Source organism: Streptomyces sp. CA-278952, assembly GCF_028747205.1.
GTDB lineage: Bacteria > Actinomycetota > Actinomycetes > Streptomycetales > Streptomycetaceae > Streptomyces.
Genome location: NZ_CP112880.1, coordinates 2,630,486 through 2,655,748 on the forward strand (window position 1 = coordinate 2,630,486; position 25,263 = coordinate 2,655,748).

A 25,263-nucleotide genomic window follows, 5' to 3' on the forward strand; every position below is an offset into this window, starting at 1 on the left:
GGTGCCCCGGTCGAGCGGTTGACGGCGCTCCCCCGCCACGGGCCACGGCTCGGCTCTGATGGACTCACCTCATGACGGCCGTACTCCCCCGCGTCCTGCGCGCACTCGACCGGTTCCACGCCGCCCACCCGTGGGATCACAACGCCCACTACCACCGGTGGATCCTGCGCCGGCTCCCCGGGCGTTTCGCCGACGCCCTGGACGTCGGATCGGGCAGTGGCGACCTCGCCCGGCTGCTGGCCACCCGGGCCGAAGCGGCGCACGGCATCGACGCCGACCCCGCCATCGTCGACCGCGCGCGGGAGCGCACCGCTCCCGGGGTTCCGGTGACCTTCTCCGTCGGGGACACGCTGGAGGACGTACCGTCCGGCCTGTACGACGTCATCACCTGCGTCGCCGCCATCCACCACATGCCGTTGACCGACGCACTCACCCGCTTCCGCGAGCACCTGGCTCCCGGGGGCACTCTGATCGTCGTCGGCCTCTACCGCCCGCAGTCCTGGAGCGACTACCTGATCGACGCGGTCGCCGTACCGTCGAACATCGCCATGGCCTGGTTCAAGAACAAGGGCCGCAGAGCGCCGCGCCCCGTCGCCATGACCGCACCGACCCGACCGGCGACCACCGCCTTTCCGGACATCGTTCGCGAGGCCCGCCGCGTGCTGCCCGGCGCGCGGCTGCGCCGGCGGCTGTTCTGGCGCTACACCTTGGTCTGGAATCAGCGCCTGCCCCTTACGGATTGAGCCACCCCGGGCCCCTCGCCCTCCACGCCGAGAGGTGGTCGTGGGCTGCCCGAGTCGAACCGGCCGGACAGCGCGTGGAAGAAGCTGGACGTTCTCCGCGCCAACGGCACGAGTCAACGGCGCTCGTTCTTATGTGGTGACCGTGGCCGAGGGACGCTGGATCTCCAGGACAACTGCCGCGCCTGCCACGGATCGGTTCTCGTGCATGGTGATCACCTGGCCGGGCTGAAGGTGCTGCCACTGCGAGGGGTCCAGGGGTGCGAGTCGTACCGCGGCGTGTCCCCCGGGCTCCAGGAAGGGCGTGAACTCCGCCCAGAGCCGGGCGGTGTTGAGAGCCGGTGCGCCGGTCGCGGTTCGGTGGCCGATGTTCCACATCGGCCGCAGGACGCCGGCGCCGGAGATGGGCGTCTGTCGTCGTGTTTCAGCGGCCGGGCGGAGGGTGAGATCGGCTCGGATGATCCCGTGGCGGGTCTCGTAACCGCGCCAGTGACACCAGGCCGCGCTCTTCTCCAGTCGCATCTGTTCGGCTGCGGTGGCCAGGGTTTCCCAGAAGCTGAGCGAAAGCTGGTGGACGTCGCCGAGTTCTTCCAGCAGATCGAGGGCTACTTCCCACTCGTCGTGAACGAGGTACTCCCAGACGTCGTTCACCGTGATGTCGTTCTCGGTGGCGATCCTCTCAGGAACCAGCAGGGATGCGGCTTCCAGCAGCTCGGGGACGTCCATGCCTCGATTCTGGACCACGGTCCCCTGGCGACGGCAGGAGCTGCCCGGTGACTTCCGTCGATCAGATCACGGCTCCGGCGACCTCCGGCCCGGGGCGGGCCCTGTTCGCCCCCCACCCAGACCGTGCGATCACACTGTTCCGCGACCAGACCGAGATCCTGGCCGACCCGGCGCTACGGCAGCTCTTCCTGACTACGACCACGCACACGACCTCGACACCGATGATCCCCGCCTCGACGCCCTCGCCCGCCGGATCACCAAGGCGACGCGCAAACGCTATGGATCCGACGAACCGCCCCAGTTGGGCGCGGCATCCGAGATCCCCGCCCTCAACCAGAGCACCATCAACGCCTCGTCCCCGGCATGGCAGCGACTCGACACCCTCATTCGCGCGCGACTGGGCGCATGACACGACGCGTATGCCTCACCAGCCCGCCCCTGTGCGGGAATCAGTTCACGCGTCGTGAACTGCCCGGCGAGGGTTGCCTGATGTGGCACTGGTCCCGTGACCGGGATGGTCCACCGCGATCGGAAGGCGGCTCGCGGGACGAGCGCATGCGCAACGGCGGCTGGTATTACTGGGGCATGCAGGAAGAGACGGCACGCTCCGCGATCGACACGTTCATCTCCGCGTTCAACGCCTCGGACGACAGCTATGTGACTGCCCTGCTCTCCCAGGCCCTGACCTCGGACGTGGTCTTCTGGGGGCCGTTGGGTCGCAGCGAAGGAATCGCGGCGGTCGAGCAGTTCGTGCTGGACATCCGGCGCCACCCGGCGGGAACCGGCACGATGGTGCGCTGCTCAGCGGTGGACATGCCGGACGAATGGGCCCGGTACCAGTGGGTCTTCACGACGCCGGATGGAGGCCCCCGCCTGGCGGGAACGGACGTCGTGCATCTGCGGCGGAGCCTCATCGACCAGGTCATCGTCTTCGCGGGGGAGATCGAGCCGTCCGCCTCCTGAGTCGCCCTTCTGTCGCCGCCGAAGCGAGCAGCATCGCCGCCCGCCGGTAGCGCACCGAACTCGCGCTGCCCCGGCGCACGATCTGCTTCAGCCGCTGCCCCTCCTTGCCGGTCAGGCTGCGCACACGGGCGGGCTCAGCCACCGCGCCTCCAGCAGCCGCTTGGACGTCACCACGCATCGGACCGTCACGACCACCAACCCGGCGAACCTACGCGGTCACAGCACTAGGCACCGGGGGCGTCGTGCGCGGAGAGCTCTACGGCCAGTTCCATACTGCGCAGGCGGGCCGGGGAGAAGTCGTAGGGCATCTTGCCGACGGCGTCCAGCACGCTCATGGAGTCGGCCTCCCGCCCCCCGGAGCCGGGATCGGCCTCGCTCTCGCCACCGTCAGCGGTTTCGGGGTGCGCGGCCTCCCAGGCGTCGCAGAGGGCCTCGTCCTCCTCGCTCAGGCCGGACTCCTCGATGAAGGCGTCCAGCGCGCACTCGAAGGCGTGTCGCTCGGCGGCGACGTGAGCCACCCGCGGATCATCGACGGCGACGCTGTCGTCGAGTGCTTCCTCGGCGTCGTCGACGCGGTCGGATTCCTGCCGCAGGGTGGGATGCGTGGCCAGGGCGATGAAGCGGGTGGCCTGGACCGCCGCGCCGAGTGGGCCGAAGATCCGCTCGGTGACCAGCAGGGTGTCCAGGTCCGCCGGGCGCAGGGAGCCTTCGGGCAGGCTCTTGAGGCGGCCGGTGACAAGGTCGGAAAGCAGGCCCATCCGGCTGCCTTCGGTGCGCATCCGCTGCACGGCGGCCCGCTGCCGCCGCAGCTCCGCCTCCCGCTCGGCGAGGGTTTCCTCCAACCGCTCCAGGATGCCCGCGATGCCTTCTCCGCTCTCCGCACCGGCGGGAGCCGTGCCGGTCGTGAAGGCGTCACGGATGTCGTCCAGGGCGATCCCCGCGTCGGCCGTCCTGCGGATCCACAGCAGGCTGATCATGTCCTCGTAGCCGTAGCGGCGGCGGCCGTCGCCGCCCCGCTCGGGCTCCGGGAGCAGGCCGATCTCGTGGTAGTGGCGAATCGCCCGCGGAGTGCTGCCGGCGAAGGCCGCCGCGTCACCGATCTTGATCCGGCGGGGTGGCATAAAGGACGAATGCATGAGCAGGGACCTTCTTCGCGAGGGACCGGTACCGGGACGTAGACCCACCGGACCACATACCGCTACGGAAGGTGCAACCGCAGCCTCCGGTCTGCCTCTGCGTCCCGTGCGGGGGGGCTGAGCAGTCTGGGCGAGGACTACCTCGAAGCCGGCCGGTCGTACACCGATGACTCCGCTACCCGCAGGTCAGCGCGAAGCCCCGCCCATGGTCGATTTATCGCCATACTCCCATCCTGTCACCCCGCCACGAGGCCGGACCCCTGGCAGCATGTTGACATGACCTTGACACCCTCCGCGTTGCGTCCGAGGCTCGGAATCCCCCTGCACAGCTTGACGACAATGAGGTGTAGCCCCCATGCGATCACGCCCCATCGGATTCCTCCTCTCGGCCCTCGCGGGCGCGGCCCTCGCGTTCGGCGGCACCGCGACCGCCTCCGCGACCCCGTCCACGACCCCGGCCCCCGGTTCCGCGTCGGCCGGTGACGTCGGTACGGCCGACGCCTGTTACACCTGGAGCGGCACGCTCCAGGAAGGCTCCAGCGGCGAAGCCGTACGTCAGCTCCAGATCCGGGTCGCCGGCTATCCGGGCACCGGGAACCAGATCGCCATCGACGGGGCGTTCGGCCCGGCCACGAAGGCGGCCGTGCAGCGCTTCCAGGCCGCGTACGGGCTGGCCGCCGACGGCATCGCCGGCGCCCAGACGTTCAGCAAGATCTACGCGTTGCAGGACGACGACTGCACCCCGGTCAACTTCACCTACGCCGAGCTGAACCGCTGCAACTCCGACTGGTCCGGCGGCAAGGTCAGCGCCGGCACGGCACGCGCCAACGCCCTGGTGACCATGTGGAAGCTCCAGGCCATGCGGCACGCGATGGGGGACCGGCCGATCACCGTCAACGGCGGCTTCCGCAGCGTGTCCTGCAACAGCGCGGTCGGCGGGGCCACCAACAGCCGCCACCTGTACGGGCACGCGGCGGACCTCGGCGCGGGCGCCCAGGGCTTCTGCGCCCTCGCCCAGGCGGCGCGCAACCACGGCTTCACCGAGATCCTCGGCCCGGGCTACCCCGGTCACAACGACCACACCCACGTCGCCGGGGGCAGCGGCCGCTTCTGGTCCGCGCCCAGCTGCGGCATCTGAGGCCCGCGGTCCCATGAAGCCCGGGGGGCCTCCGGTCAGCGGACCGGAGGCCCCCGCACTCGTGCCCGTACCTCGTGCCGGGCTACTAGTAGCGCTCGGTCACTTCCAGTTCTGCTGCCGCGGAGGAAACGCTGTCATTCCGCCGCGCGCCGCAGGATACGGGCGGCCACCAGCTCCGGATCGTCGGTCGGCAGGGCGTGGCTCGCACCGGGCACGACCTCCACCTCGGCTGTGGGTACGAGGGCTCCCACCCGCTCCGCGACCCGGCGTGCGTCGTGCAGCGAGCTCTGCTCCCCCAGCAGGAAGAGCGAGGGGACGCGCACCCGGTGCACCTCCTCGTCGGTGAAGACCCGAGCCGGTGGAAGGGTGCGCCGGAACCCGATGGAGGCCCGTCCCAGTTCCATCAGCTCGGTCTCCAGGATGGCGCTGTTGCCGACCCAGCGGGAAAGCCTGGGCCTCAGCATGTGGGGCGCCATGCCCGCCAGACCGCCGGCGATGAGCCAGGCGTAGAAGCGACGCCCGGGGTCGGCGAATCCGGCGGGTTCCACCAGGGTGAGGGCGGCCGCGCGGCCGGGGTGGTGCATCTGATGGCCGAGCGCCAGCCAGCCCCCGTAGGAGCAGCCGACGACATGGGCGGCGGTGGCCTCCAGCCCGGCGAGTACCTCCTCCAGCCAGCGGGCGCCGTCCTCGGCGCCGGTCAGGGGCGCGCTCTGGATGCTGGCGCCCGGCTCACCGACCGTGTCAACGGCGATCACCGTGTGATGGCGGGCGATCGGCTCAATGTACCGGTGCCACATGAGGGAGTTGCCGTTGGCGCCCGACAGCAGGACGACCGGGTCGGAGCAGGGTGGCCCGGCGCGGTGGACGCGGGTGGTACCGAAGGATGTCGGCAGGTCGAAGGCGTCCCTGGGGCCCGGCCAGAGCTGGCCGAGCAGGCGTCCGTAAACGGCGTGGAAACGCTCGCGGGTCTTGTCGTTCCTGAACTCGCCTATGCTCATGGTACAGACGTATCATGACTTGGTACACGTGTACCACTACCGGGAGGCCGGACCATCGCCGCGCGCGTCGATCACGAGGAACGTCGGAAACAGATCGCGGAGGCTCTGCTGCGTATCGCCGCCACCGAGGGACTCCAGTCGGTGAGCATGCGGGCGGTCGCCGCCGAGGCGGGCGTCTCCCTTCGACTGGTGCAGTACTACTTCACGACCAAGCAAGCCCTGGTGCTGGACGCCCTAGCCCGGCTGGGCACCCAGCTCCAGGCCCGTATGGACCGGTGGGTCCGCGAGGCGGGCTCTCCGCCGCGACCACGCTCCACGGTCACTGCCATCCTCTCCAGCGTCCTGCCGACCGACGAGGAGAGCCGTCGGATCACCCGGATCTACGCCGCCTACTACGTGCTCGTCCTCGGTGACAGCTCGCTGGAAGAGCACGCCACCCCCCAACCCGCCCTGCTGGAGGGCTTCCTCGCCAAGCAGCTCCGCTTGGCGCAGGAAGCCGGCGCTGTCGGCCCCGAGAAGGATCCCGCCATGGTGGCGGCCGGACTGATGGCCATGGTCAACGGCCTCGGCTCCAGCGTGCTGGGCGGCCAGCGCACCGGCAAGGCGGCTCTGGACGTCCTGCGCCATCACTTGGACGAGCTGTTCGGCCCCGCCACTCCTTGATCTCGATATCCCGTTGCGGCGATCCGAACGGAAAGGGGTACGCCGGGGTCACCCGGCCGCGGTCGGCTCCGGCGGCCTCTCGGCCGCGACGGCGATCGTGCCCTGGGCCACCGCGCAGAGCGTCTCCACCCCTTCGGCGTCCACCATCAGCAGATCGCAGCGGCAGACGACCCGGGTACGGCCGGGGCGGACTACCTGGGCCCGCGCGCGCAGCGCCTCGCCCCGGGCCGGGCGCAGATAGTCGATGGTGAAGCCGGCGGTCAGGACGGACGGGCCGACGGCCGCGCCCGCCGCGAAGGTGAGGGCGTTGTCGGCCGCGTAGCTCAGGACGCCGCCGTGGACGAAGCCGTTCTGCTGGCGCAGCTCGTCCCGTACGTCCAGCTCCAGGACCGCCGCCCCGTCGCCGAAGGCCGTCAGCCGCGCGCCCAGCAGGACGCTGAAGGGCTGGGCATCCAGAATCTGCTGCCCGAACGCGAGTTGCGAGGCGTGTGCCTCCATGCTTCACCTCTCATCCCTGTTGCGGTGAGCGTCGCCTCCCGGGAACCGATCCGTCAACATCGGCCTCTCGGAGCCCCGTCACCACCGGGCCACTACTGTCTGCCGGATGGAGAACACGATCCCCCGGGGCAGTTGGCTCGACGACGACATCTTCCGCGAGCTGGTGCGCGAGGTCACTCCGCTCCGCTTCGGCTCGTGGAGCCTGTCGGATTTCGAGCACGCCACATCGGAGCTGGGCTGGCAACTCCGGGAGCCCAAGGAGGTCGTGGGCCAGGTCTGGCGCAGATTCGCTCCCCGGAAGGGGCCCTGGGGCGGCTACGGCACGGTGATCGCCGACGCCTCGACACCCGAGCAGGTGCGCAAAGTGAACGTACGCGTCGTCGACCTGCCCGCCGAGGACATACGCTCCGCCGCCGGCCTCGTCCGCGCCGCCTGGTGGGTCATGGAGGAGGAGCTGGGCCCGCCCACGATGTGGGGAGGCGACTCGGGCCCGTGGATGCTGTGGCGACTCCCCGGCGCCTGCCTCCTCGTGCACACGCACGACGAGGGCGAGGTGAGCCTCGAACTCCTGCCTCCCGACGCGGACGCCGACGCCGCCGGAAGCGGCTACTCCCGGGGCCGTTGGCGCGCCGCCGAGCAGGCGGGCCTGCCGACCGTGCCGCCCGCTTCCGGCACCACATGGGAAGACGTGGAGAAGCGCCTGGCGGAAACCCTGCGCTCCCTCGACCACGACACCCCGTTCTTCCCCGGTGCATTCATCCTGCACCTCGGATCCGCCGACGATCCGCAGCGCTTCGTCCAGTGCTGGAGCCAGGATTTGGGTCTCGTCATCGAAGCCACCGGCTATCTGCACCAACCGGAGGCGGCCGACCCCGACCGGCTGGCGCGGAGCGGCTGGGACTCCTCCGCCTCGGTCTGGCAACGTCGCTTCCCCGACGCCATGGACGAACCGGCGCACGCCGCGACGGGGGCCCGCATGCTCGTCGAGGAACTGCGGCACCTGGGCGTCGGCCTGGACGACCTCTCCTACGACGGCACCATGACCGGTCGCGGGCGCGGCTTCCACCTCGACCTGCCGGACCTGGGACTCCGCCGCGTCCACCAGCCCGCCGAGTAGGAGCGGATCGACGTCTCCCGATCAACGCTCCGGCCCGGCGTCCGTTCTCTCAGGCGGAGGGAACGGCGTCGGCCGGGGCGGTGTGCCAGTTGGTGACGACCGGCTTGTCGACCGTGATGGTGCCGACCTTCAGGGAGACCGGGTCGGGGTCCTCGTTGCCGACGCCGACGATGATGGAGTCCAGCTCCTTGCCGCCGTCCGTGTTGGTGGTCTTCGGGTTCACCCCGGCGTAGGCGGTGGTGGAGCCGCTCAGCGTGACCGCGTCGCCGACGGCCTGCTCGGCGGGGCCCGCCTGGGTGCCGTCGGAGCCGAACGCCACCGTCGGGAGCGCGGCCGGCAGGATGCAGGTGATCCCCTGCTTGGCCTTCGCCATGACCAGGATGTAACCGCCGGCCTGGCTCTCGGACCGGGTGCTCCAGGAGATGTCGTTGGCGCCGCAGGTCTGCTGGACCGGCACCTTCGTGCCGTCGCCCGCGTCGGCGCCGGAGCCCTCCGCGCTGCCCCCGTCCTTCGCGCCGGACCCCTGGTCGGCACCCTGCTCCGTACCCTCTTCGGCGCCCTTGTCGGCACCCTTCGAGGCGTCGGTCCCGGCCGCGTCGGCCCCGGAAACGTCCGCGGCGGGCACGTTGGTGGCGGAGGGACCCGCCGCCGCGCCGTCCTCCGTGTCCTGGCACGCCGTCATCAACAGGGCGCCGCCCACGAGGGCAGCGGAGACGATGAAGGACTTGCGACGGTTGCCGAACATGAGATCCCCTTGGGGGTCGTGAGCGTGAGAGTGGCCGTGGCACCGAAGCGAGTGCGACCGCCCGGGTGTTCCTTGATCACTATGAGGGGTCGAAAAGCCAAAGGGGCCCCCGTGTGCCGTTCCAGGACAGCGCTGTCACAGACCGAAGACATGATCACGGCGTGGGCGCTCGGTCCGCACGCAACCGTCACCCGACGGACGGAACGAGTCCGGTTGCCCGGACCCCGCGGCCACCGCCGCCCCGGAGGCGGCCGTCGCGAAGGCCGCCCTCATGCAGGCGGCCAGGCCCGCAGGGCGGCCTCGGTCATCTCCCGCAGCTCGTCGCGGCAGACTCCGCTCGCGGCCTGCACCGCGATGCCGAACGCCAGGGTGGTCACATAGCGGGCCAAGAGCCCCGGGTCCGCCTCCGGAGGCAGGTCTCCCTCGTCGACGGCTCGCCGGAACCGTTCCTGGACGCGGCCGCAGCTGTCGTTGCGCCAGGCGGCGAGAAGGTCGCGGACCTCCTGCCCGGCGTCGCTCGCGACCAGCGCGCCCCGGACGCCCAGACACCCCTGCGGGCCGGCCGGGCGGGTGGTGGTCCGCAGAGTGCCCTGGAGGATTCCGGCGGCCCGCTCGGGACCGCCTCTCCCTGGAGGAAGCCTCATGACCGTCACCCTGATCACCGGAGCCAACAAGGGCATCGGTTTCGAGACGGCGAAGCAGCTTCTCGCGCTGGGCCACACCGTCTACATCGGCGCGCGTGACGCCGAGCGGGGCGAGAAGGCCGCGGCGACCCTCGGCGGCCGGTTCGTCCAACTCGACGTGACCGGCGACGCCTCGGTGAACGGCGCGCTGGCGAAGATCGGTTCGGCCGAGGGGCGGCTCGACGTCCTCGTGCACAACGCAGGAGCCCTGGGGCACGGAGACATCGACGGCCCCAAGGCCCTGCGCGTCTTCGACACCAACGCGGTCGGGATCGTCCGCGTCACGGAGGCGTCGCTCCCCCTGCTGCGCGAGTCCTCGAACCCCACCGTGGTCACCGTCTCCAGCAGCGCGGGGTCGTTCTGGGCCGTGAACAACCCCGACCGGCCGGAGTCGGGCCTGCCGCTGACGCTCTACTCCGCCTCGAAGGCGGCGGCCACCATGCTGACGGTCCAGTACGCCAAGTCCCAGCCGGGGATCAAGTTCAACGCGGTCGAGCCCGGCCCCACCGCCACGGACATGCCCGCGGAGTTCGGCATCGGACGCTCTCCCGAGGAGAGCGCCGGTGTCGTGGTGCGCTTCGCGACGCTCGACGCGGACGGCCCGACCGGAACCCTCCAGGACGAGACCGGGGAACTGCCCTGGTAGGCGGGCGAGAACACCCTCCCCGGAGCGAGCGCGCACTCCTACTTCCAGCCATGCGCAGATGATCGTTCCGCTGGGCGACGGCGCGACGGATACCGCAAATCCTTCACAGGCAGGGCACCTGCGCGGCAAGTCCTGCGCCCTCCGACGCCTCAGGCACCGACGCGGAGCGGAACGGGAAGCAGGTGACACCTCCACGTCCCGCTGAGTCCGCCCTATGTCCGTGAAGACGTGTCCGTATGAGACCCAACCCTTTTTTCCCTGCTTATGCGGACGGTCACCCCCGTGTAGACATGGTCACGGCGGCCCCGGACAACGACCAGGGGGGCCGCCTCCACCATGTTCCGGGGGTACATCCGCCATGCTCAGACCCACCCGCCGTCAGGCCCTCGGGGCCGCCATCGGCGTCGCCGCGAGCGGAGCGCTCGTCGGTATGGCCGCCGCGTCCACGGACACCGTGGCGGCCGAGGCCCAAAGCTCCGGGGGCGGGACCGGCGCACCCGGCTCCTTCGACGAGGTCTTCAAGGGCCGCCGCATCCAGGGCACGCCCGCCGAGGCCGGCGCCAACGCCGACTCCCCCGCGCACGCCGGGCACGGCGGGCACGGCGGGCACGACGCCGACTACCGCGTGATGATCGACGGCCGCGAGCTTCCCGTGATGCGGCACGGGAAGAGCGGCTGGAGCAGCACGATCAACCACTACGAGAGATTCGCGACCCCGCTGGAGGCCGCTCGCACCGCGGTCATCTCGCTCAAGGGCGCCGTCGTCGTTCCGTTCGACCCCACCGCCTGACTCGGGAGCAGCAGCCATGACCGTACGGAAGAACCAGGCGAACCTCACGGCCCCCGAGAAGAAGGCCTTCGTCGACGCGGTACTGGAGGTCAAACGCACAGGGGTGTACGACGAATTCGTCCTCGCCCATCGCACGCGGTTCGCGATAGACATGAACTCCGGTGTGTACGTGGGCCACTTCGGGCCGTCGTTCCTGCCCTGGCACCGCAAGTTCCTCATCGATTTCGAGAACGAGCTCCAGAAGATCGACGCGTCGGTCTCGATCCCCTACTGGGACTGGACCGCCGACAACACCGTCGGCTCCTCGCTCTGGGCGCCGGACTTCCTCGGCGGCACCGGACGCCCCCTGGACGACCAGGTGATGGACGGGCCCTTCGCGCATTCCGGCGGAGACTGGACGATCAACGTCTCGGTCGACAGCCGCGCCTTCCTCGCCCGCAACCTCGCCTACCGCGTTCCCTCGCTCCCGCCCCGGTCGGACGTCGACGCCGCCCTCGCCATGCCCACGTACGACTCCCCGCCCTTCCGTGACGGCTCGGCGGGCTTCCGCTCCACGCTGGAAGGGTCCGCGGGATACATGAGCATGCACAACCGTGTGCACACCTGGGTCTGGGGCCATATGGAGACGAGCGTCTCCCCGAACGATCCGGTGTTCTGGCTGCACCACTCGTTCGTCGACAAGCTCTGGGCGGACTGGCACGCGCTCCATCCGGCGAGCGCCGAGTACCTCCCCGCCGGCGGGACGGTCGATGTGATCGACCTGAACGACACCATGCCGCCCTGGCCGAACACGACCCCGCAGAGCATGCTGGACCACACGCAGTTCTACACGTACGCCTGAGCCCTCGTCACGGAGCGTCCCTCGACCCGTCCGTGACGCGGTCGAGCCCGTAGAGGTCGGCGACGCAGCCGCCGGGCCAGTACGAACGCCCGCCCTGGCTGAACGGCTCCAGCATGTTGCTGATCACCTGGCGCTCGTACGGCAGTACGCGGCTCCCTGCCTTCGCTCCCTCACGGAGCCGGCGGTCCTGGGCGTCCCACTTCTCGGCCCGGGCCCGCATCGCGGTCTCCAGGTCGGTGAGCGCCACGGCCGGGCCGACACAGACCAGGACGCAGAGCGCGGCGCACACCGCCTTCGCCGGGGCGGTGCGGCGGGTGTGCCGGCGCAGGGCCAGGCCCAGCAGGGCACCCGCGCCGACGAGCAGGATCACGTACAGCAGGAGGTAGTCGTTCCACAGCCGGTTGGCGCCCGGGTCGCTGACCCGGTCGCCGAACACCGGATAGGCGATGACCGTGCAGAGGTAGCCGGAGACGAGGATCGCGAGCACTCCGGCGCCGGCGAGCAGGGGGCTGTGCGCGGGCGGGCGGGGCGGTGTCCCGTCCGCCCGTCGGCAGAGCAGCCCCAGCAGTACGCCGGCCGCGACAGCCCCGGCGTACTGCCAGGTCGTGGCCACGGTGACGGCGATCTCGGCGAATGCGCGCAGCGACGCGGCGAGGGAGTCGGGAGCGAGCAGGGAGGTCGTCTCCGCGCCGAACCGCTCCCTTCGGCGCAGGGAGCCGGGTGAGGTGATGAGGACGACGGCCCCGGCCGCCGTCCCGGCGATCCCCGCCGCGCACCAGCGCCGGACGAACCTCCGGTCGGGGGCGGGGACGACGCGGCCGGACAGCAGGAGCGCGGTCACGAGCACCGTCACGACGACGATCGCCGTCTCCTCGGACAGCGTGGCGAGGAAGGCGCCCATGAGCGCGGCGACGGCGAGCGCGAGGGCCTGCCCCCGGCGGGAGCGGGCGAGCAGGAACGGGATCAGGGCGGCGCAGGCCAGGACGGGCGGCAGGGTGTGCGAGACGGACGCCGCAGGCCAGTAGAACGTCTTGTACGTGTTCGGCGTGACGAACAGGAAGAGCGCGGTGGTCAGGGCCGCGAGCAGGAGCGGCAGCCCGCGCGGGGTGCGCAGCCGGGCCCGGCGCAGGGCCGCAGCGGCCACCGTCCAGAGGACCGCGAGCACCAGAACCCCGCTGATCAGGGGAAACCACTGGTGTCCGGCGACCTGGAACTTCGCGTACGCGCCGACCAGGAGGGCGTTGGCGACCCGCCCGTTGTCGTCGAAGTAGAACTTCCCCACGAGGCCGGTGATGCCGTCGTCCCGTACGGCGGGCAGGAAGCACCAGTCGTCCGCGCCGGGCCTCACCCACCGCCCGAACCAGGACGCGGCGGCGAGCAGGGCGAGGGGCGGGAGCGCGAGGGCGCTCACCCAGAGGGCGGTCCAGGGGCGGTCCGAGGGGCGCCCGGCCGGGTCCGGCGTCTCCTCGCCCCTCCGGGGTCTCTCCGGGGCGGCGGTCACGGGAACGTCGTCGGACATCGCGGACGTCACCCCTCCTGGGACGAGCGGGTGGGCAGCGGTTCCGGTGCCGGACGGCCGGGCAGCGGTTCGGTCTTCGGCACCGCCGTGGCGGCCTTGGACCGGCCCGAGGTGATCGCCCATCGGGCCAGCAGGAACGAGACCGGGGTGACGAGGACGCCCGCTGCCAGCGCGGCGAGGTTCTTGTCCATCCCGAGACCGCTGACCGCCCCGTAGAGCAGCGCTCCGGACGCCACCAGGTTGACCAGGCTGGAGAGGGGATAGCGGACGAACGCGTGCCAGGTCGGCCTCGTCCGGCAGGTGACGTAGGAGTTGAGCAGGAACGAGCACACGATGCTGACCGCGTAGCCGATGACATGGGCCGTCAGGTAGGGCATCCAGCGGTTCAGCGAGGCGTAGATCCCGAGGTAGACGGCCGTGTTCACGCAGCCGATGAGGACGAAGCTGCCGAACTGGCGGGCGGTGCGGGACCGGCCGGGGGCTCCGGTAGCGGGGGCTCCGGTCACGACGGCCGGGGCGGGGGCTCCGGCCGCCGCGACGGGGGCGGGGGCGGCGGTGGTGGCGGTGGTGGCGGTGGTGGCGGTGGTGGTGGTGGCCCGTTCGCCCGGACCTCCGGTGAGTCGCGGGCGCGGCGGCGGGCTGTCCGGCAGCGCCCGTCGGGTCGCGTCGGTCTCCCGCACGACGTAGGGCGGGCGGTGCTTCGCCTCGTGGTAGATGCGGCCCACGTACTCGCCGATGACCCCGAGCGTCACCAGCTGGATGCCGCTGAGGGCGACGACGGCGGTGAGGAGGGTGGCGTAACCGGGGGTGTCCGCGCCGTGCAGGGCGACGCCCACGACCGTCCACAGGGCGTAGACCAGGGCCGAGACGAAGACCCAGAAGCCGGTGTAGATCGCGAGGCGGAGCGGACGGTTGTTGAAGGAGAGCAGTCCGTCGATGCCGTAGTTCAGCAGCCGTCTGCTGCCCCATTTCGACCGGCCCGCCACCCGCTCGCTGTTGCGGTAGCGGAAGGTGACCGTGTCGAAGCCGATCCAGGAGAAGATCCCCTTGGAGAAGCGGTTGCTCTCGGGAAGGGACAGGACGCTCTCCACCGCCCGCCGGGACAGCAGCCGGAAGTCCCCCGACCCGTCGATGAGCTCCACGTCCATGCAGCGGCGGACGAGCGCGTAGTAGGTGTGGCTGAGGGTGGTGCGGAGCATGCCCTCGCCCGCGCGGTCGCGGCGCGGGATGACCTGGTCGTAGCCGAGCCGGTGCAGTTCCAGCATGCGGGGGATCAGCTCGGGCGGGTGCTGGAGGTCGGCGTCCATGATCACCACAGCCGCTCCCCGTGCCATGCGGAGGCCGGCGAGCATGGCGGCCTCCTTGCCGAAGTTGCGGCTGAAGGCGGTGTAGTGGACCCGTGGGTCGCGCGCGGCGAGAGCGCTCAGCAGGAGGCGGGTGCGGTCCCGGCTACCGTCGTCCACGTAACAGATCTCGAAACTGTCCCCGAGGGGTTCCAGGACGCCGATCAGGGCGGCGTGGAAGGCCTCGATCACCTCGGCCTCGTCGAAACACGGCACCACGACCGACAGCTGAAGGCCAGTCACACACCACCTCCGGACTTCGGGCCCCTCGTGGGTGCCGGGCCTCCCCGGCGCGGCACCGGCGGCCTCCGGCACCGGGCCCCGGAACGCGCCACGTCCGCCCCATCTGACGACGGGCGGCGACCTCCGTCTCTCCGTACACGCGCGGGGGTGTCTCTTTCCCTCGCCCATTCATGCGAACAGCCGACGCTGGTCGGCAGAACGCCGGGTCGCGGGGGTGAAAAAGCGCACATAGCCTCGCAAAGGTGACATCTCCTCGACTGCCACGGATTCGGAGCACCGCCCCCGGCAGCGCCCGGCTTCCGGGCCGGGCCCGGCTTCCCGGCCGGTCCACCGGGCCTCTCACCGGGTCTCCCACCGACCTGCTCACCGGTCCTCTCGCCGGGTCTCCCACGGGACCACGCCTCACCGGCCTGCTCGCCGGGCCCCTCGCCGGCCTCCTCGCCCTGCTGTCCGCCGTGTGCTGGCTGGTGCTCCCCGCCGCCGCGACCGCCCGCGCCGACGACCCCGTCGAGCTGTCCCGCGACGGGCAGATCACCGACCGGGTGGAGGCGCTGGGCGACCGGACGGGGCAGGTGGGGGACGCACTCGACCGGTTGTACGCCGACGAGCGCGTCCAGCTCTTCGTGGTGTACGTACGTGATTTCTCCGGCCGGTCCGGACAGACGTGGAGCGACGAGACCGCCAACCGCAACGGTCTCGGCCAGGACGACGTGCTGCTCTCCGTCGCCACCCACGACCGGCAGTACGCCTACTCCGTCGACGCCGGCTCCCTGCTCACCGACGAACAGCTGCGGAACGTGGCGGGCACCGCGATCGAACCCGCGCTGCGGGAGAACGACTGGGCGGGGGCCGCGATCGGCGCGGCCGACGGCTACGGCTCCGTACTGGCAGGACGCCCGGTGACCGCCCCCGCCATCACGCCGGGGCCCGCCGACCCCGGAACGAGCGGCTCCGACTCCACCGGCGCCCGCGACTTCCTTCTTCCGGTGGCCGTCGTGGTGGGCGTGGGCGCGGTCGGCGCCTACGCGTACGCCCGGCGCAGACGGCGCACGGCGACCCGCACCACCCCGGCGGCCACCGGCTGGGGCCGGGGCGCGGAGGCGGGCGGTGCGCCGGAGCCGCCGACGCCGCTGCCGGAGCTGGACGGGCAGGCCAAGGAGGTGCTGGTGGACACCGACGACGCGGTGCGCACCAGCGAGGAGGAACTCGGCTTCGCCACCGCCCAGTTCGGCGAGGAGGCGGCGAAGCCCTTCACCGAGGCGGTCACGCGGGCGAAGGACGAGCTGACGCGGTCGTTCCGGTTGCGTCAGCAGCTCGACGACGCCTTCCCCGAGGACGACGCGACCCGCCGCCGGATGCTGGAGGAGATCCTGCGACGGTGCGCGACCGCGAACGAGGGCCTGGACACCGTCGCCGAGGACTTCGACCGGCTGCGCGCCCTGGAACGTACCGCTCCGCAGGCCCTGGCCACCGTGGACGCCACCCACCGCGACCTCGCCGGGAGGGTCGCGGCGGCCGAGTCGGGCACCGCCGGGCTGCGCGCGCGGTACGGGGAGGGCGCCGCCGCACCCGTGGCGGCCGACGTCGAGCAGGCGAAGGACCGGCTCGTCTTCGCGGCCTCGGCCGTGGAGCAGGCCCGTACGGCGGTCGACGGCGGCGAGAACTCCCGGGCCGCCGTGTACATCCGGGGAGCCGAGGGCGCGGTGGGCCAGGCGGGCACGCTGCTGGACTCGGTGGACCGGCGGGCGGCGGAGCTGGGCGAGGCCGCGCGGAAGCTGCCCGCCGCGCTGACCGAGACGGAGACCGACCTCGCGGACGCGGGCGGGCTGCTCGAAGGGACCGCCGAGGGCGCGTCGACCGCCGATCTGCGCGGCCGGATCGCCCGCGCCCAGGCCGTGCTCGGCGATGTCCGGGCCGCGACGGCCGCGGGACCGTACGACCCGATCGACGCGCTGCGCCGGGTGGAGGAGGCGGACGCGGCCCTGGACGAGTCGCTGGCGGGGGCCCGCGACCAGGAGCGGGGCGAGGCGAAGGCCCGCTCCCTCCTCGATCAGGCGATGCTCACCGCCCGGTCCGCGATCGGGGCAGCGGCCGACTACATCACGACCCACCGGGGTGCGGTCGGCAGCCAGGCCCGTACCCGGCTCGCGGAGGCGCAGCGGCGGTGGGAGCGGGCCCGGGAGCTGTCGGCCACGGACGCGCAGGGAGCGCTGGCCGAGGCGCGGCAGGCGGACGCGCTGGCCGGGCAGGCGATGAGCCTGGCCGAGCAGGACGTCCGGGGCTTCGGCGGTATGCAGGGGCCCGGCTCCCTGCACGGCGGAGGTGGCGGCATGGGCGGGGCCGTGCTCGGCGGCATCCTCCTCGGCGGGCTGTTCGGGGGCGGCGGTCGGGGCGGGGGCCTCGGCGGCGGCTTCGGCGGCGGCCGGTCCGGCGGGTTCGGGGGCGGGCCGGGCAGCTTCGGAGGGGGCGGAACACGGGGCCGCCGGGGCGGTGGCGGCCGCTTCTGAACGACCGGCAGGGCAGGTCCGAACGACCGGCAGGCAGGCAGGCAGGCAGGCAGGCAGGACCACAGCACATGACCCGCATCGATTTCCAAGGAGCCATCCCATGTCCAAGCAGACCATCCTCGGCCGCGTCACCCAGCTCGCGAAGGCCAACATCAACGCTCTCATCGATCAGGCCGAGGACCCGCAGAAAATGCTGGACCAGCTGATCCGCGACTACACGAACAACATCGCGGAGGCCGAGCAGGCGGTCGCGTCCACCATCGGCAACCTCCGGCTGATGGAGCAGGACCACAAGGAGGACGTCGAGGCGGCGGCCGAGTGGGGCGGCAAGGCGCTGGCCGCCAGCCGGAAGGCCGACGAGCTGCGCGGGGCGGGGTCGGTCGCGGAGGCCGACAAGTTCGACAATCTGGCGAAGGTCGCGCTCGGCCGCCAGCTCCGGTCCGAGCAGGAGGCGAAGACGGCCGGGCCCACGATCGCCTCGCAGAGCGAGGTGGTGGACAAGCTGAAGTCGGGGCTCGACCAGATGAAGGGCAAGCTCTCCCAGTTGAAGGCCAAGCGCGACGAGTTGGTGGCGCGTTCGAAGTCCGCGCAGGCGCAGAACCAGATGATGGACGCCGTGAAGAACATCGACGTCCTGGACCCGACGAGCGAGCTGGGCCGCTTCGAGGACAAGGTGCGGCGCGAGGAGGCGAAGGCGCTGGGGAAGCAGGAGCTGGCGGCCTCCTCGCTGGACGCCCAGTTCGAGGAGTTGGACAGCCTGGGCGACAGCGCGGAGGTCGAGGCCCGGCTGGCGGCCCTGAAGACGGGCGCGTGACGCGGGGTGCGCCGGGAGCGGCCGAGTGCCCCTGGCGGTCCGGACGGGTCCCGTGCCCTCCCGAGCCTCGCCGGGCTCAGTACATGCTCAGGAGCTGCTCCACGGAGAGTTCGGCGGCCGGGGCCCCGTCCGGCAGGGCCAGTTCGAACCAGACGGTCTTGCCGCGCGGGGTGCGGCGCGAGCCCCAGGCGGCGCTGAGCAGGCCGACGAGCTGGAGGCCGCGGCCGCCTTCGTCGGTTTCGCGGGCGCGGCGGCGGCGCGGCTGGACGAGACCGGCGTCCCACACCTCGCAGACCAGGGTGCGGTCGCGCAGCAGCCGGAGCCTGATCTCGCCCTCGCCGTAGCGCAGGGCGTTGGTGACCAGCTCGCTGACGAGGAGTTCGGTGGTGTCGACCAGGTCGTCGAGGTCCCAGGCGACCAGCTGGGAGCGGGCCAGCTCGCGGGCGCGCCCCACGGAGCGGGGTTCGCGCGGCAGCGTCCAGTCCCCGACCGCCTCCTCGGGGAGCCCCTGGATGCGGGCCATCAGCAGGGCGATGTCGTCCTCGCCGTGCCGGGTGTCGAGGGTGCTGAGGACGTGGTCGCAGGCGTCCTCCAGCTCCATCTGCGGACCGGTGAGGACCGCCCGCAGTGCGTCCAGGCCCTCGTCCAGGGGCTGGTCGCGGGACTCCACGAGGCCGTCGGTGTAGAGGGTGAGCAGGGCGTTCTCCGCCAGCTCGACCTCGACCTCCTCGAACGGCTCGCCGCCGACGCCCAGCGGCATGCCCGGCGGTACGTCGATGAGCCGGGCGGGCCGGCCGGGCTCGACGACGGCCGGGGGGAGGTGCCCGGCGTTGGCGAACGTACATCGCCGGGTGACCGGGTCGTAGACCGCGTACACGCAGGTCGCGAGATACACCTCGGAGAGGTCCGCCTCGCGGGACTTCTGCGCGGCGCGGGAGGGCCACTGCGCTCCCCCGCTGCCGCCGAGTCCCGCGCTGCGCTCGCCGGCGCCCGGGGAGCCGAGGCCGCGGGCGACCTCGTCGAGGGCGGAGAGCACTTCGGCGGGCTCCAGGTCGAGGAGGGCCAGGGTCCGCACGGCGGTGCGCAGTTCGCCCATGGCGACGGCGGCGCGCAGGCCGCGGCCCATGACGTCGCCGACGACGAGGGCGGTGCGGTGGCCGGGCAGCTCGATCACGTCGAACCAGTCGCCGCCGACCTCGGTGGCGGTGTTGCCCGGCAGATAGCGGCAGGCGATGTCGAGGCCGGCGGCCTCCGGGTCGCCGGGGGGCAGGAGGCTGCGCTGGAGGATCAGGGCGCGCTCGTGCTCGCGGCGGTAGAGGCGGGCGTTGTCGATGCAGACGGCGGCGCGGGCGGCCAGTTCGGTGGCCAGGGCCCGGTCGCGCTCCCCGAACGGCTCGCTGCCCTTCGTACGGGAGAACTGGACGAGGCCGACGACGGTGTCGTGCGCGACCATCGGCACGGCGAGCGTCGACTGCACGAAGCCCATCTCGTCACCGGGGACGTCCTCGACCCGGCCGGAGCGCAGCGCCATGGCGCACGGTGAGCCGAACGGGAAGCGGTGGACGGAGCCGAGCGCGGGCGGCAGATCGTCCGGGCCCGGGGGCCCGCTGCCGGCCACGGCGGTGGGCAGGGCGTCGGCGACCGCGCTGGCGTGGGCCACCCGGCGCAGCTCGGCCGAGCCTCCGGCGGATTCGCGGTGGGCGGGCGCCCAACTGCCGGGAGCGGCCTCCTCGCCGGTGAGCAGCCCCTGGTAGAGGTCGACGGCGGCGAGGTCGCAGAAGCCGGGGACGGCCACGTCGAGGAGCTCGCGGGCGGTGGTCTCCAGGTCCAGGGAATTGCCGATGCGGGCGCTGGCCTCGTTGAGGAGGGCGAGGTTGCGGCGGGCGCTGGCCGCCTCGCGGGCCGCGATGTGCCGGCGGGTGACGTCGGTGGCGAGGCCGGCGACGCCGACGGGACGGCCGGCCCCGCTGTGCACCCGGTAGAGGTTCATGGACCAGTGGCGGCGTTCGGTGCCGCCGGGCGCGGGGCCGACGAGCTGGAGGTCGGTGACCGACTCCCCGGTCTCCAGGACCCGTTTCAGCGTGGCGGACAGCCGGTCGGCCTCGGCCCGCGGCAGATAGTCCTCCACCGTGCGGCCGCGGTGGTCGTCGGCCGCGCCGCCGAAGACCGTGGCGAACCGCTGGTTGGCCCGGACGACGGCGAAGTCCGTGCCGAACAGCACGAAGCCGAAGGGAGATTGGCCGAATATGGCCTGAGAGGCGGCGAGGTCGGTCTCGATGCGCCGCAGGGCCCGGACGTCCACGACGATACAGAGCGCGGCCCGCTCCCTCTGGCCCGTCAGGCTCGGCATCACATAGACCTCGGCGACGCCGTGCGCCCCGCCCTCACCCGGCACCCGGAACGGGACGAGACCCGTCCACTCCTTGCCGTCGAGGATCTCGCCGACCCTCCGATGACCGTCCGAGCGCAGCTCGGCGGGCATGAAGGCATCCACCGGGTCGCGACCGATCGCCTCGGTCGAGGACATGCCGAACAGACCGGCGGCCCGGCTGCTCCACTGCTCGATCAGACCGTCGGGGCCGATCGAGAAGGAGGCGACCCTGATGTAGTCGTAGATCGAGCCGGGCGGGCTGCTCTGCCACACGACGTCGCCCGTGGTCCCGACGACATCACCGACCTGACCCGTTGTCCCAGGTATTTCGCTCACGCGACCGTCCCCTCCAGCTCACACACCGGACCGGTCCTGCCCGCAGTATTCAGCACTACGGCCCCGACCGACACGGCGTTCACGATCACAGCAAGGTCTCAGTCCCTTTCAGCCAGGTCCTGCCCGACCTCTGGTGATCGCTGTGCGTCCCTCCACTCTCCTAACCAGGGAGAGCCAGCTCGAACCACACCATCTTGCCACTCTTTCCGCGCCGGGTCCCCCAGCGACGCGCGGAACAGGCCACGAGCTGGAGTCCTCGGCCGCCTTCGTCGTCGGGTCCCGCACTGCGTTCGGTGGGTGGGTCCGGAAGCGGATCGGAGACTTCCACCCGCAGAACCGGGGCCGGGGGAGCGAAGTCGGCGGGCGGAGTGCCCCCGTCCGCGGGCGACTGGACCAGGCGTACGCCGATGGGTCCGGAGGCGTACCGGAGGGAGTTGGTCACCAGCTCGCTGACGAGCAGGACCGCCAGGTCACCCACCGCGGCGTCGAGGCCCCAGGAACCCAGCGCACCCCGGACGGCGTGCCGGGCGCTCCGCACGGAGCCGGGTTCGGCGGGGAAGGCCCACTCGGCGCAATCGCCTTCGGTATCGATCACGCCGATCACTTCCCAGGGACGACCACGGGCTCACCCCTTATGCAAATGGGGACTAAATAGCCCATACCCACCATTTGTTGCTCACTACCGCGCAACCCGCCGTTTGATGCAGACGGGTGCAGAGGCGGGGCAGTTCTCACGCGCGCCACGGCCGGGGATCAGTTGAGCGCACCCGCCGCCCTGAGGTCGTCGAAGAGCAACTGGTCCACGGGCGGCACGAGGGCCCGGTCGGCAAAGGAGAACCACGCCATCTCCTCGATCTCGCTGCTCGCGGCGAGCGTCCCGCGGTAATCGCCGTAATAGCAGCTCATCCGCACGACGGCGGCGCCGCACCGGTCGTCCACGGGGGCCTCGTACGTCCCGGCGTGGACGACGGTCTCCGGGATCAGGCCGACCGTCAGCTCCTCCTCGATCTCCCGCAGGAGGGTCTGCAGATCGGTCTCCGCACCCTCGCGCTTGCCGCCCGGGATGTAGAAGACGTCCTTGCCCCGGGGCCGCGCGCAGAGGATCCTGCCGCCCTCGATCCGCACCCACGCCACCGTGTCGATCAGCACCGTCACCACTCCGCCCCGCTCGCCGCGCCTCCGGCGGCTTCCGCGCCCCGGTCCGGGCGGGACCCTACCGCCCGGACCGCCGGAGCACGGAACGCGGGGGCGGAGGCGGGGCAGAGGGGGCGCGCAAGCACCCAGGGGGAGGCCGTGGGGCCCCGGGAGCCACGGAACGGCCTCCCGGGGCCCCACGGGCCGTCCACCGCGTCAGGGTCTGGTGCCCTGCCCCACGCGCTCCACCCGGTAGACCTGGTGGCGATGGCGGTCGTCGAGGCCGTCGGCGACCTTCTGCGCCTCGGCCTGCGTGGCGTACCTGCCCACGCGGTAGCGATTGCCGCCGTCGTCCTGCCGTATCACCTGCCAAGGGAGCACGGCGCCGCTGTCGCTCATCGTGTCGCTCCCTCGCATATCGCCCCTCTCCCCACCGGCGTGCACGTCTCTAAGGATCCCCAGGAAACCGCAGTACGCATATGCCCGAGCGTACGCCTGACCTTCACTCAGTGCAGGCGGGTTTACACAAAGAGATACACATCCGGCCATCACGAAAGGGGCGCACCCGCAGAATGCGCCCCCTCGTGACCCAACGCCCCCCGGCCGGCGCCCCTGGGCCGGCCCGACGGGGCGTCATCTCACCTCATCGCACCGGCAGGTGGTACGCGACCCACCTCATCCCGCGGCAGGCGGTACGCGACTCACCTCATCGCACCGGCAGGTGGTAGGCGACCCGGTACCGGTCCGCCGGCACCACCACGTCGGCCGTCTCCACGGCCCGGCCCGAGGCGTAGTACGTACGCCCGATGACGATGACCACATGACCGGGCACGCCACCCAGCGCCAGGAGCTCCTCCGCAAGCCCCGGGCGCGCGCCGACCTCCTCGGCGACGTTGTCCACGACGACGTCGATCGCGGCCATCCGGTCGACCACCCCGCAGCCGCCCAACGGGCCCTCCTCCGGCAGCATCACCGGCGTCCGGCCGGTGACGGCGAGCGGCTCCCAAGAGGTGGAGAGCATGACCGGCTCCCCCGCCTCCCGGAAGACGTAGTGCGTACGCATGACCCGGTCACCCGGCTCGACGCCCAGCCGCTCGGCGGTCTCGGGGCTCGCCCCCTCCTGCTCGCTGCGGGACTCCCACGTCCCACGCGCCCCCTCCGCCGTCTGCTCCTGCCGGAACGGGCTGGCCCCTCCGTCCGGCCGATTGCCGGAGCGGGCGATCATGCGGGGCACGGGACGCTCGCGCACGTAGGTGCCGGAGCCGGAGCGCCCCTCGACCAGCCCCTCCGCCATCAGGACCTTCCGCGCCTCCAGGGCGACGGTGTCCGAGACCCCGTACTCCTCCCGGATGCGAGCCTGCGACGGCAGGCGGGTATGGGGCGGCAGCGCGCCGTTGACGATCTTCTCCCTGAGATCGCTCGCCACGCGCAGATAGGCGGGCTGCTCACCGAAAGCCACAGGCCACTCCCAACAGGTTGACAGTCTGCGACAGCCTGACAACCGTGGGTTGTGCACCGCAAGCATAGGCCATAGTTTCACTCATTGTGATGACCTTATGACGGTCCACGCATACATCGAGCACGGACACCAGATCAGTCCCGGACGTTCTCCGACTCGACCCTGCCCACCGCCGCACCCGCCGACACGGCCGCGCCGACATCCCCGCACCGACGCCACCGCCGAAGGCCACAACTCCCGGACTCTTGAACATTTCTGGTCCAGACCAATACATTCCTGTGCACAGCACGGCCGCCGCACTTCCTTCCGCTTTCCCTCCGCTGTCCTTCTGCTCCCTCCCGCCTTCCCTCCGCACCGGATCACGCACAGGAACGAGCCTCATGCGCCGAAGAAACCTGTCCCGAATGACCACCGCCGGCGTCGCCCTGGCCCTGCTGGGCGGCATCGCACCCGCGGCCACGGCCAGCGCCGACCACGACCGGAGCAACGGCGGCGACCGCGACAAGGGCCACCACCGCCCCGCGTACAAGAGCATCGGCTACTTCACCCAATGGGGCGTCTACGGACGGGACTTCCAGGTCAAGGACCTGGACACCAGCGGGGCCGCGGCCAAGCTGACCCACATCAACTACGCCTTCGGCAACGTCAACGCCGAGGGCAAGTGCTTCACCGGCAACATCCCCGGCCAGGCCGACGCCTGGGCGGACTACGCCCGTCCGCTCGACGCGGCGGGCTCGGTCGACGGCGTCGCCGACACCGACACCCAGCCCCTCGCGGGCAACTTCAACCAGCTGCGCGAGCTGAAGGCCAAGCACCCCGGCCTCAAGGTGATGATCTCGCTGGGCGGCTGGAGCTACTCCACCCACTTCTCCGACGCGGCCCGCACCGCGGCCTCCCGCAAGGCCCTCGTCGCCTCCTGCCTCGACCTGTACATCAAGGGCAACCTCCCGGTGGACGGGGCCCGCGGCGGCCAGGGCGCCGCGGCCGGCCTCTTCGACGGCATCGACGTCGACTGGGAGTGGCCCGGCTCGGCGGGCAATGAGGGCACCGTCTTCCGCCCGGAGGACAAGAAGAACTTCACCGCCCTGATCCACGAGTTCCGCACCCAGCTCGACGCCTACGCGAAGAGCCAGGCGAAGGCCAAGGAGAAGGCGGCCAAGGGCAAGGGCGGGCACGGCCACGGCCACGGCCACGGCCACGGGAAACCGAAGCCGGTCCACTACGACCTGTCGGCCTACGTAGCGGCCAACCCGAAGGCAATCGACGCGGGCTTCGACGTGAAGCGCCTCATGAAGGACTTCGACTTCGTCAACATCCAGGGCTACGACTACCACGTCTCCGGCGAGAAGAAGACGGCCCAGCAGTCGGCCCTGTACGCGAAGAACGACTTCAGCGTCGATCAGACCGTGCGCGACTGGGTACGCCGCGGCGCGCCCAGGCACAAGCTCGTGATGGGCATGCCGACCTACGGTCAGGGCTGGACCGGAGTCAGCGGCGGCGGCACGGGCATGGGCCGGCCGGCCACGGGCCCGGCTCCGGCCACCTGGGCGGCGGGCTACGAGGACTACAAGGTCCTGAAGCAGCTGGCCGCGTCGGGGACGTACAAGGTCCACCGTGATGTGAAGAACGGCCACGCGTGGCTGTTCGACGGCACGACGCTGTGGACGTACGACGACCCCCAGGTGCTCCGCACGAAGGCCGAGTACATCCGGGACAAGGGTCTCGGCGGGGCGATGTTCTGGTCTCTGGACGGGGACACCGAGAACGGTGAGCTGATCACCGCGGTCGACCGCGGGCTCAACCGCCGCTGAGACCGCCGCTGACACCGGCGCTGACACCGAAGAGGGCCGGGG

Annotated in this window: 24 protein-coding genes and 1 pseudogene; 11 read left to right on the forward strand and 14 right to left on the reverse strand. The window is 71.7% G+C overall.

Going from position 1 to position 25,263, the window contains the following annotated elements:
• Positions 1–71: 71 nt before the first annotated feature.
• Positions 72–743 carry a class I SAM-dependent methyltransferase gene (locus N7925_RS11395; protein ID WP_274343794.1) on the forward strand — a complete coding sequence of 224 codons (672 nt, stop codon included), beginning with the start codon at positions 72–74 and terminating at the stop codon, positions 741–743.
• A gap of 129 nt (positions 744–872) precedes the next feature.
• Here the strand turns inward: N7925_RS11395 and N7925_RS11400 are convergent, their stop codons facing one another.
• Complete coding sequence (locus N7925_RS11400; protein ID WP_274343795.1) at positions 873–1,466, reverse strand: hypothetical protein; 594 nt, start codon at positions 1,464–1,466, stop codon at positions 873–875.
• Positions 1,467–2,051: 585 nt separating this feature from the next.
• Between N7925_RS11400 and N7925_RS11405 the strand changes: the two genes are divergently transcribed.
• Positions 2,052–2,429 (forward strand): nuclear transport factor 2 family protein, encoded by a 378-nt coding sequence (locus N7925_RS11405; protein ID WP_274346434.1) that lies wholly within the window; start codon positions 2,052–2,054, stop codon positions 2,427–2,429.
• A gap of 16 nt (positions 2,430–2,445) precedes the next feature.
• Here N7925_RS11405 and N7925_RS36080 read toward each other — a convergent pair.
• Positions 2,446–2,571, reverse strand: a pseudogene (locus N7925_RS36080) (IS630 family transposase); the annotation flags it as partial.
• An 82-nt stretch (positions 2,572–2,653) separates the two neighbouring features.
• A complete protein-coding gene (locus N7925_RS11410; RefSeq protein ID WP_274343796.1) occupies positions 2,654–3,565 on the reverse strand; it encodes a MerR family transcriptional regulator in 912 nt (303 codons plus the stop codon).
• A 355-nt stretch (positions 3,566–3,920) separates the two neighbouring features.
• On the opposite strand from N7925_RS11410, the gene N7925_RS11415 reads away from it, so the two are divergent.
• Positions 3,921–4,703: a D-Ala-D-Ala carboxypeptidase family metallohydrolase gene (locus N7925_RS11415; RefSeq protein ID WP_265599551.1), complete on the forward strand. Its 783-nt coding sequence runs from the start codon at positions 3,921–3,923 to the stop codon at positions 4,701–4,703.
• 134 nt (positions 4,704–4,837) lie between these two features.
• Here the strand turns inward: N7925_RS11415 and N7925_RS11420 are convergent, their stop codons facing one another.
• The gene (locus N7925_RS11420) at positions 4,838–5,701 is read right to left on the reverse strand and encodes an alpha/beta fold hydrolase (RefSeq protein ID WP_274343797.1); all 864 of its coding nucleotides are present in this window, start codon (positions 5,699–5,701) and stop codon (positions 4,838–4,840) included.
• 147 nt (positions 5,702–5,848) lie between these two features.
• On the opposite strand from N7925_RS11420, the gene N7925_RS11425 reads away from it, so the two are divergent.
• The gene (locus N7925_RS11425; RefSeq protein ID WP_265603831.1) at positions 5,849–6,364 is read left to right on the forward strand and encodes a TetR/AcrR family transcriptional regulator; all 516 of its coding nucleotides are present in this window, start codon (positions 5,849–5,851) and stop codon (positions 6,362–6,364) included.
• 48 nt (positions 6,365–6,412) lie between these two features.
• Here the strand turns inward: N7925_RS11425 and N7925_RS11430 are convergent, their stop codons facing one another.
• Entirely contained in the window at positions 6,413–6,862 is a 450-nt protein-coding gene (locus N7925_RS11430; RefSeq protein WP_274343798.1) for a PaaI family thioesterase, read from the reverse strand.
• 106 nt (positions 6,863–6,968) lie between these two features.
• Here N7925_RS11430 and N7925_RS11435 point away from each other — a divergent pair, with 106 nt between their 5' ends.
• On the forward strand, positions 6,969–7,979 hold the full coding sequence (locus N7925_RS11435) for a TY-Chap domain-containing protein (RefSeq protein WP_274343799.1): 1,011 nt from the start codon (positions 6,969–6,971) through the stop codon (positions 7,977–7,979).
• A gap of 49 nt (positions 7,980–8,028) precedes the next feature.
• Here N7925_RS11435 and N7925_RS11440 read toward each other — a convergent pair whose 3' ends face one another.
• Together N7925_RS11440 and N7925_RS11445 are read right to left on the reverse strand one after the other, a co-directional pair.
• Positions 8,029–8,724 carry a DUF4232 domain-containing protein gene (locus N7925_RS11440; RefSeq protein WP_274343800.1) on the reverse strand — a complete coding sequence of 232 codons (696 nt, stop codon included), beginning with the start codon at positions 8,722–8,724 and terminating at the stop codon, positions 8,029–8,031.
• Positions 8,725–8,993: 269 nt separating this feature from the next.
• Complete coding sequence (locus N7925_RS11445) at positions 8,994–9,368, reverse strand: TetR family transcriptional regulator C-terminal domain-containing protein (RefSeq protein WP_274343801.1); 375 nt, start codon at positions 9,366–9,368, stop codon at positions 8,994–8,996.
• Between N7925_RS11445 and N7925_RS11450 the strand changes: the two genes are divergently transcribed.
• The 3 genes from N7925_RS11450 to N7925_RS11460 all read left to right on the forward strand — a co-directional run bounded on the left by N7925_RS11450 (position 9,367) and on the right by N7925_RS11460 (position 11,684).
• Complete coding sequence (locus tag N7925_RS11450) at positions 9,367–10,053, forward strand: SDR family NAD(P)-dependent oxidoreductase (RefSeq protein ID WP_274343802.1); 687 nt, start codon at positions 9,367–9,369, stop codon at positions 10,051–10,053. The genes N7925_RS11445 and N7925_RS11450 overlap by 2 nt on opposite strands.
• Before the next feature lie 358 nt (positions 10,054–10,411).
• Complete coding sequence (gene melC1, locus N7925_RS11455) at positions 10,412–10,843, forward strand: apotyrosinase chaperone MelC1 (RefSeq protein ID WP_265599557.1); 432 nt, start codon at positions 10,412–10,414, stop codon at positions 10,841–10,843.
• A 16-nt stretch (positions 10,844–10,859) separates the two neighbouring features.
• On the forward strand, positions 10,860–11,684 hold the full coding sequence (locus tag N7925_RS11460) for a tyrosinase family protein (protein WP_274343803.1): 825 nt from the start codon (positions 10,860–10,862) through the stop codon (positions 11,682–11,684).
• Positions 11,685–11,691: 7 nt separating this feature from the next.
• Here N7925_RS11460 and N7925_RS11465 read toward each other — a convergent pair whose 3' ends face one another.
• Both N7925_RS11465 and N7925_RS11470 read right to left on the reverse strand, forming a co-directional pair.
• Complete coding sequence (locus N7925_RS11465; RefSeq protein ID WP_274343804.1) at positions 11,692–13,203, reverse strand: DUF6056 family protein; 1,512 nt, start codon at positions 13,201–13,203, stop codon at positions 11,692–11,694.
• An 8-nt stretch (positions 13,204–13,211) separates the two neighbouring features.
• Positions 13,212–14,789: a glycosyltransferase gene (locus N7925_RS11470; RefSeq protein ID WP_274343805.1), complete on the reverse strand. Its 1,578-nt coding sequence runs from the start codon at positions 14,787–14,789 to the stop codon at positions 13,212–13,214.
• 467 nt (positions 14,790–15,256) lie between these two features.
• On the opposite strand from N7925_RS11470, the gene N7925_RS11475 reads away from it, so the two are divergent.
• Positions 15,257–17,296 carry a TPM domain-containing protein gene (locus tag N7925_RS11475; RefSeq protein ID WP_274346435.1) on the forward strand — a complete coding sequence of 680 codons (2,040 nt, stop codon included), beginning with the start codon at positions 15,257–15,259 and terminating at the stop codon, positions 17,294–17,296.
• Positions 17,297–17,396: 100 nt separating this feature from the next.
• On the forward strand, positions 17,397–18,110 hold the full coding sequence (locus N7925_RS11480; protein WP_274343806.1) for a PspA/IM30 family protein: 714 nt from the start codon (positions 17,397–17,399) through the stop codon (positions 18,108–18,110).
• Positions 18,111–18,186: 76 nt separating this feature from the next.
• Here N7925_RS11480 and N7925_RS11485 read toward each other — a convergent pair whose 3' ends face one another.
• The 5 genes from N7925_RS11485 to N7925_RS11505 form a co-directional block, all read right to left on the reverse strand.
• A complete protein-coding gene (locus tag N7925_RS11485) occupies positions 18,187–20,754 on the reverse strand; it encodes a SpoIIE family protein phosphatase (RefSeq protein ID WP_265603833.1) in 2,568 nt (855 codons plus the stop codon).
• Between the two features lie 223 nt (positions 20,755–20,977).
• On the reverse strand, positions 20,978–21,421 hold the full coding sequence (locus N7925_RS11490) for an ATP-binding protein (protein ID WP_274343807.1): 444 nt from the start codon (positions 21,419–21,421) through the stop codon (positions 20,978–20,980).
• A 149-nt stretch (positions 21,422–21,570) separates the two neighbouring features.
• Positions 21,571–21,975, reverse strand: coding sequence for an NUDIX hydrolase (locus N7925_RS11495; RefSeq protein ID WP_274343808.1), 405 nt, complete (start codon positions 21,973–21,975; stop codon positions 21,571–21,573).
• Positions 21,976–22,167: 192 nt separating this feature from the next.
• The gene (locus N7925_RS11500; RefSeq protein WP_047178584.1) at positions 22,168–22,368 is read right to left on the reverse strand and encodes a hypothetical protein; all 201 of its coding nucleotides are present in this window, start codon (positions 22,366–22,368) and stop codon (positions 22,168–22,170) included.
• Positions 22,369–22,657: 289 nt separating this feature from the next.
• Positions 22,658–23,410: a GntR family transcriptional regulator gene (locus N7925_RS11505; RefSeq protein ID WP_274343809.1), complete on the reverse strand. Its 753-nt coding sequence runs from the start codon at positions 23,408–23,410 to the stop codon at positions 22,658–22,660.
• Between the two features lie 380 nt (positions 23,411–23,790).
• Between N7925_RS11505 and N7925_RS11510 the strand changes: the two genes are divergently transcribed.
• The gene (locus N7925_RS11510) at positions 23,791–25,221 is read left to right on the forward strand and encodes a glycoside hydrolase family 18 protein (RefSeq protein WP_274343810.1); all 1,431 of its coding nucleotides are present in this window, start codon (positions 23,791–23,793) and stop codon (positions 25,219–25,221) included.
• Positions 25,222–25,263: the final 42 nt, after the last annotated feature.

What these genes read in the sequence shown, in the direction of transcription:
- N7925_RS11425 (WP_265603831.1), top strand. Translation starts at nt 5,849, where the DNA reads ATGCGGGCGGTCGCCGCCGAGGCGGGCGTCTCCCTTCGACTGGTGCAG.
- N7925_RS11460 (WP_274343803.1), top strand. Translation starts at nt 10,860, where the DNA reads ATGACCGTACGGAAGAACCAGGCGAACCTCACGGCCCCCGAGAAGAAG.
- N7925_RS11450 (WP_274343802.1), top strand. Translation starts at nt 9,367, where the DNA reads ATGACCGTCACCCTGATCACCGGAGCCAACAAGGGCATCGGTTTCGAG.
- N7925_RS11465 (WP_274343804.1), bottom strand. Translation starts at nt 13,203, where the DNA reads ATGTCCGACGACGTTCCCGTGACCGCCGCCCCGGAGAGACCCCGGAGG.
- N7925_RS11405 (WP_274346434.1), top strand. Translation starts at nt 2,052, where the DNA reads ATGCAGGAAGAGACGGCACGCTCCGCGATCGACACGTTCATCTCCGCG.
- N7925_RS11480 (WP_274343806.1), top strand. Translation starts at nt 17,397, where the DNA reads ATGTCCAAGCAGACCATCCTCGGCCGCGTCACCCAGCTCGCGAAGGCC.
- N7925_RS11430 (WP_274343798.1), bottom strand. Translation starts at nt 6,862, where the DNA reads ATGGAGGCACACGCCTCGCAACTCGCGTTCGGGCAGCAGATTCTGGAT.
- N7925_RS11420 (WP_274343797.1), bottom strand. Translation starts at nt 5,701, where the DNA reads ATGAGCATAGGCGAGTTCAGGAACGACAAGACCCGCGAGCGTTTCCAC.
- N7925_RS11440 (WP_274343800.1), bottom strand. Translation starts at nt 8,724, where the DNA reads ATGTTCGGCAACCGTCGCAAGTCCTTCATCGTCTCCGCTGCCCTCGTG.
- N7925_RS11500 (WP_047178584.1), bottom strand. Translation starts at nt 22,368, where the DNA reads ATGCGAGGGAGCGACACGATGAGCGACAGCGGCGCCGTGCTCCCTTGG.
- N7925_RS11395 (WP_274343794.1), top strand. Translation starts at nt 72, where the DNA reads ATGACGGCCGTACTCCCCCGCGTCCTGCGCGCACTCGACCGGTTCCAC.
- N7925_RS11510 (WP_274343810.1), top strand. Translation starts at nt 23,791, where the DNA reads ATGCGCCGAAGAAACCTGTCCCGAATGACCACCGCCGGCGTCGCCCTG.
- N7925_RS11400 (WP_274343795.1), bottom strand. Translation starts at nt 1,466, where the DNA reads ATGGACGTCCCCGAGCTGCTGGAAGCCGCATCCCTGCTGGTTCCTGAG.
- N7925_RS11445 (WP_274343801.1), bottom strand. Translation starts at nt 9,368, where the DNA reads ATGAGGCTTCCTCCAGGGAGAGGCGGTCCCGAGCGGGCCGCCGGAATC.
- N7925_RS11415 (WP_265599551.1), top strand. Translation starts at nt 3,921, where the DNA reads ATGCGATCACGCCCCATCGGATTCCTCCTCTCGGCCCTCGCGGGCGCG.
- N7925_RS11435 (WP_274343799.1), top strand. Translation starts at nt 6,969, where the DNA reads ATGGAGAACACGATCCCCCGGGGCAGTTGGCTCGACGACGACATCTTC.
- N7925_RS11410 (WP_274343796.1), bottom strand. Translation starts at nt 3,565, where the DNA reads ATGCATTCGTCCTTTATGCCACCCCGCCGGATCAAGATCGGTGACGCG.
- melC1 (WP_265599557.1), top strand. Translation starts at nt 10,412, where the DNA reads ATGCTCAGACCCACCCGCCGTCAGGCCCTCGGGGCCGCCATCGGCGTC.